The sequence below is a fragment of the Nonomuraea sp. NPDC005692 genome (genome assembly GCF_040631115.1).
Classification (GTDB): domain Bacteria; phylum Actinomycetota; class Actinomycetes; order Streptosporangiales; family Streptosporangiaceae; genus Nonomuraea.
Genome location: NZ_JBEXYU010000030.1, coordinates 121,129 through 130,313 on the forward strand (window position 1 = coordinate 121,129; position 9,185 = coordinate 130,313).

At 65.3% G+C, this 9,185-nt stretch carries 17 protein-coding genes; all 17 read right to left on the bottom strand.

The window, feature by feature from the left end; translation table 11 throughout:
• Positions 1-165: 165 nt before the first annotated feature.
• Positions 166-279, bottom strand: coding sequence for a 50S ribosomal protein L36 (rpmJ, locus tag ABZ459_RS40965; protein ID WP_003956441.1), 114 nt, complete (start codon positions 277-279; stop codon positions 166-168).
• Positions 280-303: 24 nt separating this feature from the next.
• Positions 304-525: a translation initiation factor IF-1 gene (infA, locus tag ABZ459_RS40970; RefSeq protein ID WP_012887858.1), complete on the bottom strand. Its 222-nt coding sequence runs from the start codon at positions 523-525 to the stop codon at positions 304-306.
• A 275-nt stretch (positions 526-800) separates the two neighbouring features.
• On the bottom strand, positions 801-1,178 hold the full coding sequence (locus ABZ459_RS40975) for a hypothetical protein (RefSeq protein WP_357982761.1): 378 nt from the start codon (positions 1,176-1,178) through the stop codon (positions 801-803).
• Between the two features lie 109 nt (positions 1,179-1,287).
• Entirely contained in the window at positions 1,288-1,713 is a 426-nt protein-coding gene (locus ABZ459_RS40980) for a DUF1707 domain-containing protein (protein ID WP_357982764.1), read from the bottom strand.
• Between the two features lie 17 nt (positions 1,714-1,730).
• A complete protein-coding gene (gene map, locus ABZ459_RS40985; RefSeq protein WP_357982767.1) occupies positions 1,731-2,540 on the bottom strand; it encodes a type I methionyl aminopeptidase in 810 nt (269 codons plus the stop codon).
• Positions 2,541-2,666: 126 nt separating this feature from the next.
• Positions 2,667-3,317: an adenylate kinase gene (locus ABZ459_RS40990; RefSeq protein WP_357982770.1), complete on the bottom strand. Its 651-nt coding sequence runs from the start codon at positions 3,315-3,317 to the stop codon at positions 2,667-2,669.
• Positions 3,317-4,621 (bottom strand): preprotein translocase subunit SecY, encoded by a 1,305-nt coding sequence (gene secY / locus ABZ459_RS40995; RefSeq protein WP_357982773.1) that lies wholly within the window; start codon positions 4,619-4,621, stop codon positions 3,317-3,319. The genes ABZ459_RS40990 and secY overlap by 1 nt, the downstream gene beginning before the upstream one ends.
• A gap of 171 nt (positions 4,622-4,792) precedes the next feature.
• Entirely contained in the window at positions 4,793-5,248 is a 456-nt protein-coding gene (gene rplO, locus ABZ459_RS41000) for a 50S ribosomal protein L15 (protein WP_352327492.1), read from the bottom strand.
• A 2-nt stretch (positions 5,249-5,250) separates the two neighbouring features.
• A complete protein-coding gene (gene rpmD, locus ABZ459_RS41005) occupies positions 5,251-5,433 on the bottom strand; it encodes a 50S ribosomal protein L30 (RefSeq protein WP_080043226.1) in 183 nt (60 codons plus the stop codon).
• 2 nt (positions 5,434-5,435) lie between these two features.
• On the bottom strand, positions 5,436-6,065 hold the full coding sequence (rpsE, locus tag ABZ459_RS41010; RefSeq protein ID WP_049572667.1) for a 30S ribosomal protein S5: 630 nt from the start codon (positions 6,063-6,065) through the stop codon (positions 5,436-5,438).
• Between the two features lie 25 nt (positions 6,066-6,090).
• Positions 6,091-6,474, bottom strand: coding sequence for a 50S ribosomal protein L18 (rplR, locus tag ABZ459_RS41015; protein WP_125644663.1), 384 nt, complete (start codon positions 6,472-6,474; stop codon positions 6,091-6,093).
• 2 nt (positions 6,475-6,476) lie between these two features.
• On the bottom strand, positions 6,477-7,019 hold the full coding sequence (rplF, locus tag ABZ459_RS41020; protein ID WP_357982778.1) for a 50S ribosomal protein L6: 543 nt from the start codon (positions 7,017-7,019) through the stop codon (positions 6,477-6,479).
• Positions 7,020-7,035: 16 nt separating this feature from the next.
• Entirely contained in the window at positions 7,036-7,434 is a 399-nt protein-coding gene (rpsH, locus tag ABZ459_RS41025) for a 30S ribosomal protein S8 (protein ID WP_125644666.1), read from the bottom strand.
• Positions 7,435-7,579: 145 nt separating this feature from the next.
• The gene (locus tag ABZ459_RS41030; protein WP_020542298.1) at positions 7,580-7,765 is read right to left on the bottom strand and encodes a type Z 30S ribosomal protein S14; all 186 of its coding nucleotides are present in this window, start codon (positions 7,763-7,765) and stop codon (positions 7,580-7,582) included.
• Between the two features lie 4 nt (positions 7,766-7,769).
• Complete coding sequence (rplE, locus tag ABZ459_RS41035) at positions 7,770-8,345, bottom strand: 50S ribosomal protein L5 (protein ID WP_357705909.1); 576 nt, start codon at positions 8,343-8,345, stop codon at positions 7,770-7,772.
• Positions 8,345-8,632 (bottom strand): 50S ribosomal protein L24, encoded by a 288-nt coding sequence (gene rplX, locus ABZ459_RS41040; RefSeq protein ID WP_352327499.1) that lies wholly within the window; start codon positions 8,630-8,632, stop codon positions 8,345-8,347. The genes rplE and rplX overlap by 1 nt, the downstream gene beginning before the upstream one ends.
• 8 nt (positions 8,633-8,640) lie before the next feature.
• The gene (gene rplN, locus ABZ459_RS41045) at positions 8,641-9,012 is read right to left on the bottom strand and encodes a 50S ribosomal protein L14 (RefSeq protein ID WP_090769698.1); all 372 of its coding nucleotides are present in this window, start codon (positions 9,010-9,012) and stop codon (positions 8,641-8,643) included.
• Positions 9,013-9,185: the final 173 nt, after the last annotated feature.

Here is a 9,185-nt window from a genome sequence, read left to right on the forward strand (position 1 = left end):
CCTCCCCATGCCCGGGGTGAGGGCCCCGGCCTCCGACCGGGGGTCTCCTGAGAGGTACGGAATGCTCCGCCTGCCCAGGTGTGAGACGCGATTACTGTCGCGGGCTCCTCATGCGTCGAGCCCGCTCCCTAATTCGGGGCGGACTCGGAGAAACCTTGCGTACGACTAACCCTGACGCTGCTTGTGGCGCAGGTTGTCGCAGATCACCATGACGCGACCGTGCCGGCGAATCACCTTGCACTTGTCGCAGATCTTCTTGACGCTCGGCTTTACCTTCATTGTCCTTCGTGTTCCTCAGACGTCTTACTTGTATCGGTAGACGATCCGCCCGCGACTCAGGTCGTAGGGGCTCAGTTCAACGACTACCCTGTCGTCCGGCAGAATTCGGATGTAGTGCATCCGCATCCGTCCGCTGATATGGGCCAGGACCTTATGGCCGTTGTCGAGCTGCACCCGGAACATGGCGTTCGGGAGCGACTCAACCACAGTGCCCTCGATCTCGATGGCGCCGTCTTTCTTGGCCAAAATCCCTCGCGTTTCACTGATCGGTCGTCTGAGGCTCCGGTTCACTAAGCAGCCGCGACCTCACGCTTCGAAGAGAGCGGCGATCGGCAAAGACCGCCGACGCGTGTAAGTCATAGTGAGCCGACTAAGGAGTGTACGACACCTGAGCCCAAAACGCGAAACGCGTGCCAGGTGTCCTGACACAACCATGTAAGAGTCTACCCCACGGCCCGCACTCCTTCGACCGTACGCCGAAGGGCCCGCCGGGCGGACCGGCGGGCCCTTCGCGGGTGCTCCTAGTAGACGCGGTGCCGGTCACCGCAGTACGTGGACGGGCCGCCCCAGCACGTCCAGGTGTAGATCTTCTTGATCCCCCGGCCGGACCAGGTCTCGTCGTGGCTCCCGTCCCACTTCCTGGAGAACTGGTGCCAGCTTCCGTTCGCGTAGTACCGGAACCACACGTAGCCGAACTTCGGCGTGGACTCCTTGCCGTACCAGTGGGTGTAGACCTTGCCGTGCGACCGGTACGTGTTGCCGTGCGTGGACGCCTTGTGGTTGGCCGAGTAGAACGTGCCCCACCCGCCGGACGAGGCCGCCTGGGCGGCGGGGGCGACGGCGAGCCCGGTGACGGCGATCGAGCCGGCGAGGGCGGCGGCTGCGAGGACCTTGCGCATCTGATTCCTCCGTGAGTCGTGTTCCCGACACGGCTCACGCTAGGAACCAGCGCCGTCACGCACTGCGGAGGAATACACACAGTGCATTACGGCACATACGGCTCTGGGGCTAACTGCGCTTCGGCCCGTTCCCGAAGATCGTGCTCATCAGCAGGATCGCGCCCCAGGGCCCCATGACCCACAGCGGCCACGGATAGATCATGTGGCCGGACGAGACGCTCACGATCAGCCAGATCACCCAGTTGACGGCGCTGGCCGCGGCCCAGGCGCCCCAGGCCGCCCGCATGCCCGGATGCAGGTTGCCGCGCGTCGCGGGCACTGCCTCGGGCTTGGCCGGCCGGTGGCGCAGGTCGACGTCGGGCAGGTCGGCCGTCAGCTTGGCCAGGTCACCGTAGGTCTTGCTCTTGTACAGCTCTTCGAGCCGCTCGTTGAACTCGTCCATCGTGATGCGGCCCTGCGCGGTGTGCTCCCGGAGGATGGCGGCGACCCGGTCGCGGTCGACGTCCGAGGCACGCATCTCGGGGCTGTTCGCCATTCCACCACTCCCGGGGGTCAGGGCTGAAGGTGACTCAGGCGCTCTTCGCCACCGTCCAGGGCGGTAAGCACCCAAGGACCATTATGTGTCACCGCGACGCTGTGTTCGAAGTGCGCCGAGGCCTTCCCGTCGATCGTCACGACCGTCCAGTCGTCGGACAGCACGCGGGTGCGCTCGGTGCCGAGGTTCACCATGGGCTCGATGGCCAGGCACATGCCCTCCTCCAGCAGCGGGCCCCGGCCCGGCTTGCCGTGGTTGGCGATCCACGGGTCCATGTGCATCTCGGTGCCGATGCCGTGCCCGCCGTACTCCTGAGGGATGCCGAAGCGGCCCTGGGACTTGACGTAGCGCTCGATCTCGTAGCCGATGTCGGACAGGTGGCGGCCGACCTTCAGCGCGGCGATGCCGCGCCACATGGCCTCCTCGGTGACCCGCATCAGCTCGGTCAGCTTGGGGTCGACCTCGCCGACCGGCACCGTGACGGCGGAGTCGCCGTGCCAGCCCTCCAGGATCGCGCCGCAGTCGATGGAGATGACGTCGCCCTCACGCAGCTTGCGGGCGTCCGAGGGGATGCCGTGCACCACTTCGTCGTTGACGGACGCGCAGATCGTCGCGGGGAAGCCCTGGTAACCCTTGAACGACGGGACCGCGCCTTCGTCCCTGATCGCCTTCTCGGCGATGGAGTCGAGGTCGAGCGGCGTCATGCCGGGCTCGACGGAGCGCTTCAGCAGATCGAGCGTGCGCCCGACGACCAGGCCGGCGGCCCGCATCTTCTCCAGCTGCTCGGGCGACTTGATCTGGATTCCGTGTCGGTTTCTCTTGAACATTGTTCGGCACCCCCCGGGGTTTCTGACGGGCCTCGTGGGAGCCCTAATTCCCCCACAATAGCCGCACACAAAAAAGCAAGGTGGCACGGATATCCGTGCCACCTTCGCAGGAGATCGTGTCCGGCGTCATCCCAGGAACGGGCGGATCGCCTCCATGGCCCGCTGCGTCACCTCTTCGACCGGCCCGGTCGCGTCGACGCCCACGAGGATGCCCTCGTCGACGTAGTACGAGACCAGCGGCGCGGTCTGCTCCTGGTAGACCTCCAGGCGGTGCCTGACGGTCTCTTCCTTGTCGTCGTCCCGCTGGAACAGCGCGCCGCCGCAGGCGTCGCACTTGTCGTCCTTCTTGTCGTCGAACTCCACGTGCCAGATACGGCCGCACTGACTGCACGTGCGCCGCCCCGCCAGCCGCCGGACGACCTCGTCGTCGTCCACGACCAGCTCCAGCACCAGGTCGAGCTCCAGACCCCAGTCCTTGAGCATGTCGCGCAGGATCTCCGCCTGCGCGACGTTCCTCGGGAAGCCGTCGAGCAGGAACCCGTCCTGCGCGTCGTCCTCGGACAGTCGGTCGCGGACCATGGCGATGGTGACCTCGTCGGGCACGAGATCGCCACGGTCCATGTAGGTTTTGGCCAGCTTGCCGAGGTCCGTGCCGCCCGAGACGTTGGCACGGAAGATGTCACCTGTCGAGATCTTCGGGATGGACAGGTTCGATGCGATGTACTGGGCCTGTGTCCCCTTACCCGCTCCGGGGGGCCCGACGAGAACGAGACGCACTACCGCAGGAAACCTTCGTAGTTACGCTGCTGGAGCTGGCTCTCGATCTGCTTCACCGTGTCCAGGCCGACACCAACCATGATCAGAATGCTCGTCCCTCCGAACGGGAAGTTCTGGCTAGCCCCGGCCACCGCCAGCGCGACGATCGGGATCATGGAGATCAGACCCAGATAGAGCGCGCCGGGCGCGGTCAGACGGGTGAGCACGAAGTTCAGGTATTCAGCCGTCGGACGGCCGGGACGGATGCCCGGAATGAACCCACCGTACTTCTTCATGTTGTCGGCGACTTCAGCGGGGTTGAACGTAATCGACACGTAGAAGTACGTGAAGAAGACGATCAGCACGAAGAACGTGATCATGTAGACCGGGTGGTCGCCCCTGACCAGGTACTGGGAGATCCACTGGACGACCGCGTTGTTCGACGTCGGGAAGAGCGAGGTCAGCAGCTGCGGCAGGTAGAGCAGCGACGAGGCGAAGATGACCGGAATGATGCCGGCCTGGTTGACCTTGAGCGGGATGTACGTCGAGGTGCCGCCGTACATCCTGCGGCCCACCATGCGCTTGGCGTACTGGACCGGGATGCGGCGCTGCGCCTGCTCGACGAAGACCACAGCCGCGATCATGAAGACACCGACGACCAGGACCACCGCGAAGGTGAACTTGTTCGCCTGGAAGATGTTGGACAGCTCGGACGGGAAGACCGCGACGACCTGCGTGAAGATCAGGATGGACATGCCGTTGCCGACACCGCGGTCGGTGATGAGCTCACCGAGCCACATGATCACCGACGTGCCGGCCGTCATGATGATGACCATCGTGACGATGCCGAAGACGTCGTCGGGGTCACGCAGGACGGACTGCTGGCAGTTGGGGAACAGCTGACCGGACCGCGCGAGCGCGATGAAGGCGGTCGACTGGAGGACGCCGAGGCCGATGGTCAGATAACGCGTATACTGCGTGATCTTGGCCTGACCCGCCTGGCCTTCCTTCTTGAGAGCCTCAAGACGTGGAATCACCACGACGAGCAGCTGGAGAATGATGCTCGCGGTGATATACGGCATAATGCCCAGCGCGAACACCGACAGCTTCAGGAGCGCACCACCACTGAACAGCTGCACCATCCCATAGATGTTGCCGGTGGCTCCGTTACGGGCCTGATCGAAACAGGCCGCGAGGTTCTGGACGTGAACTCCCGGAGTCGGAAGAACCGAGCCGAGACGGAACAGCGCGATGATGCCCAGGGTGAAGAGCAACTTCTTGCGCAGGTCCGGTGTCCGGAACGCCCGGGTAAACGCGGTCAGCACGGTCCCTCCTGCGCGCCTTTATGGCGATGTGAGTATGCGGTGGTGCGGGGATCTGCCATGTCAAGTCTCAAGTCAAACGAGCCGGACAGAATCCTGCCGTCTCGCCGAACTCTAACGCACTAAGGGCGTGGGGGCCCATTGTCGGAACCCCCACGCCTCGTCATAGCGGAGCTACAGCTCGGTAACGGAACCACCGGCGGCGGCGATCTTCTCCTTCGCGGCGGACGAGAAGGCGTGAGCCGTAACGTTCACAGCGACGGAGATCTCGCCGGTGCCGAGCACCTTCACGAGCTGGTTCTTGCGAACGGCGCCCTTGGCCACCAGGGCCTCGACGGTGACGTCGCCACCCTCGGGGAACAGCTCGCCGAGCCTGTCCAGGTTGACGACCTGGTAGGTCGTCTTGAACAGCGCGTTGGAGAAGCCCTTGAGCTTCGGCAGACGCCTCTGCAGCGGCACCTGGCCACCCTCGAAGCCGAGGGGAACCGTGGTACGGGCGTGGCTGCCCTTGGTGCCGCGACCGGCCGTCTTACCCTTGGAAGCCTCGCCACGACCCTTGCGGATCTTGGACTTGTTGGCACCCGGAGCAGGACGCAGGTCGTGAATCTTGAGCGGAGCCTTGTCAGTCATGACTAGTCGACCTCTTCCACCTCGACGAGGTGCGTCACCACGGACACCATCCCGCGAATCTCGGGACGGTCCTCCTTGACGACGACATCGCCGATTCGCTTCAGGCCAAGCGAACGCAGCGAGTCACGCTGGTTCTGCTTGCCACCGATCTTCGAGCGAACCTGAGTGATCTTCAGGCGTGCCATGACTAGCTCACCGCCTTCGCGGCCGCGGCCTCGGCGATGCCCTCGCGCTGAGCCTTGAGCATCCGGGCCGGAGCCACGTCCTCGATCGGCAGGCCACGGCGGGCGGCGATCTCCTCGGGGCGGGAAAGGCCCTTCAGAGCCGCCACGGTGGCGTGCACGATGTTGATCGGGTTGTCCGAGCCGAGCGACTTGGACAGCACGTCATGGATGCCGGCGCACTCCAGGACCGCGCGCACCGGGCCACCGGCGATGACGCCGGTACCGGCCGACGCCGGACGCAGGAAGACGACACCGGCCGCCTCCTCGCCCTGCACGGTGTGCGGGATGGTGCCCTGAATGCGGGGCACCTTGAAGAAGTGCTTCTTGGCCTCTTCGACGCCCTTGGCGATGGCCGCGGGGACTTCCTTGGCCTTGCCGTAACCGACGCCGACCAGGCCGTTGCCGTCACCGACGACGACGAGGGCGGTGAAGCTGAAGCGACGACCACCCTTCACGACCTTGGCCACTCGGTTGATCTTCACTACGCGCTCGATGTACGAGACGCCCTTGTCGGCGGCGCCACCGCGGCGATCGTCACGACGGTCCCGCCGCTCGCCACCGGTGCCGCCACCGCGACGCGGAGCTGCAGCCATCAGTGGTTCCTCTTCTCAGTTGCCATCAGAATTCCAGCCCGCCTTCGCGGGCGCTGTCCGCCAGAGCCGCGATGCGACCGGCGTAGCGGTTGCCACCGCGGTCGAAGACGACCTTGGTGATCCCGGCTTCCTTGGCCCGCTGAGCGAGGAGCTCGCCGACCTTCTTGGCCTTCTCCGTCTTGTCGGCCTCGAGCGTGCGCAGCGAGGCGTCCATGGTGGAGGCGCTCACCAGCGTGTGACCGACGGAGTCGTCCACGATCTGGACGAACATGTGACGGGTCGAACGGTTGACGACCAGGCGCGGACGCTCGGCCGTACCGACGACGAACTTGCGGACGCGGCGGTGACGGCGAGCCCGCGAGACGGTGCGGGCAGCCGTGTGCTTGCTGAACGCAGTCTTCGGAGCCATGCCTACTTACCAGCCTTTCCGACCTTGCGGCGGATCTGTTCGCCCTGGTAACGCACGCCCTTGCCCTTGTACGGGTCAGGCTTGCGCAACTTGCGGATGTTGGCCGCGACCTCGCCGACCTTCTGCTTGTCGATGCCGTCCACGTGGAACAGGGTCGGCTTCTCGACGCGGAAGGAGACGCCTTCGGGGGCGTCGACGATGACCGGGTGGCTGAAGCCCAGCGAGAACTCCAGCTGCGTCGGGCCCTTGGCCTGGACGCGGTAACCGACGCCGACGATCTCCAGGGACTTCGTGTACCCCTGGGTGACGCCCTGCACCATGTTGGCGATCAGCGTCCGGGACAGGCCGTGCAGCGCACGGACCTTGTTCTCGTCGTTGGGCCGGGAGACGGCGATGGCGCCGTCGTCGTCACGACCGACCGTAATCGGGTCCGCGACCTTGTGAGAAAGCGTGCCCTTCGGGCCCTTGACCTGGACATCCTGGCCGGTGATCGTGATGTCTACGCCACTGGGCACAGGGATGGGCAGCCGTCCGATTCTCGACATGCTGTGTTCCTCCCCTCTACCAGACGTAGGCGAGGACTTCGCCGCCCACGCCACGCTTGCCGGCCTGCTTGTCGGTCATGAGACCGGCGGACGTCGAGATGATCGCGACGCCCAGTCCGCCCAGAACTCGAGGCAGGTTGTCCTTCTTTGCATAAACCCGCAGACCGGGCTTGGAAACCCGGCGCAGGCCCGCGAGCGAACGCTCACGGGTAGGCCCGAACTTGAGCTCCACCACGAGGTTCTTTCCAACCTTGGCGTCTTCGACGGCCCAGGACTGGATGTAGCCCTCCTGCTGGAGGATCTCGGCGATGTGCGCCTTGATCTTCGAATACGGCATCGACACGCTCTCGTGGTACGCCGAGTTCGCGTTACGCAGACGCGTCAGCATGTCTGCGATCGGGTCGGTCATCGTCATGGCCAGTGGCCTTCCTCGCCGCGGTTTCCAGTCGGCCAAGCAGCGCTCTGCCGGTGGACCTTCGGCGCGGTCATGGACGCGAAGCGTCCTGTCTTCTTCTGAACATGGACCCCGGGGGACGACGCGGAGCCGCCCCCCAGAGTATCTACCAGCTCGACTTGGTGATGCCGGGCAGCTCGCCCCGGTGCGCCATCTCGCGGAAGCACACGCGGCACAGACCGAACTTGCGGTACACCGCGCGCGGACGACCGCAACGCGAGCACCGGGTGTAGGCCCGGACCTCGAACTTCTGCTTGCGCCCCGCCTTGGCGATCAGCGACTTCTTCGCCATTGGATCAGGCCTCCTTGAACGGGAAGCCGAGGAGCTTCAGCAGCGCCCGGCCCTGGTCGTCGTTCGTCGCGGTGGTCACGACCGTGATGTCCATGCCCCGCGGGCGGTCGACCTTGTCCTGGTCGACCTCGTGGAACATGACCTGCTCGGTCAGACCGAACGTGTAGTTGCCGTTGCCGTCGAACTGCTTCGGCGACAGGCCGCGGAAGTCCCGGATACGGGGCAGCGCCAGCGCCAGCAGGCGGTCGAGGAACTCCCACATACGGTCGCCGCGCAGCGTGACGTGCGCGCCGATCGGCATGCCCTCACGCAGCTTGAACTGCGCGATGGACTTGCGCGCCCGGACGACGGCCGGCTTCTGGCCGGTGATCACGGTGAGGTCGCGTACGGCGCCTTCGATGAGCTTGGAGTCGCGAGCCGCCTCACCGACACCCATGTTGACCTTGATCTTGGTCAGGGCCGGGATCTGCATGACGTTCTCGATGCCGAACTGCTCGCGAAGCTGGGCCGCGATCTCCTCGCGGTACTTCGTCTTGAGTCGCGGCGTCGGGCGCTCGGTCTCAGTGGTCGTGGCGGTCATCAGCTGTCCTCACCCGTCTCCTCGGCCTTGTCGGCCTTCTTGTCGGCGGGCTTCTCGTCCTTGAGCTTCTTCACGTTGGACACGTGGATGGGACCCTCCATCGTCTGCACGCCGCCGGTCTTGGCGCCACGCGGACCCTGGAGAGACTCCTTGGTGTGCTTCTTGATCATGTTGACGCCCTCGATCACCACGCGGTCCTCGCGCGGGTACGTGGCGATGACGTGACCCTTGGCACCCTTGTCCTTGCCGGCGATGACCTGAACCAGGTCACCCTTCTTCACATGCAGCTTCGGCATTACAGCACCTCCGGGGCGAGCGAGATGATGCGCATGAACTTCTTGTCGCGCAGCTCGCGGCCGACCGGGCCGAAGATACGAGTGCCACGAGGGTCACCGCTGTCCTTGATGATGACGGCGGCGTTCTCGTCGAAGCGGATGTAGGAGCCGTCGGGCCGGCGGCGCTCCTTGACCGTGCGGACGACGACGGCCTTGACCACGTCGCCCTTCTTGACGCCCGTGCTGCCCGGCAGCGCGTCCTTGACAGTGGCGACGATGATGTCGCCGATACCGGCGTAGCGTCGGCCCGAGCCACCGAGAACACGGATGCAAAGGATTTCCTTCGCACCAGTGTTGTCGGCGACCTTGAGCCGCGACTCCTGCTGGATCACTTGAACTCCTGTTAGTCGCGCCGGTTCTCATTGCTGAGCCTGGCGGAACCTGTCGTTGTCTTGTTCCCACGGCCACAGTCCACGAAGGGGCCGCACCGCAGGCGACGCGAGGCCCGGAGGACCTCGCGTCCTTGGACGCCGTCATGGGGGCCCTGAGGCCCCCACGAGGCGCG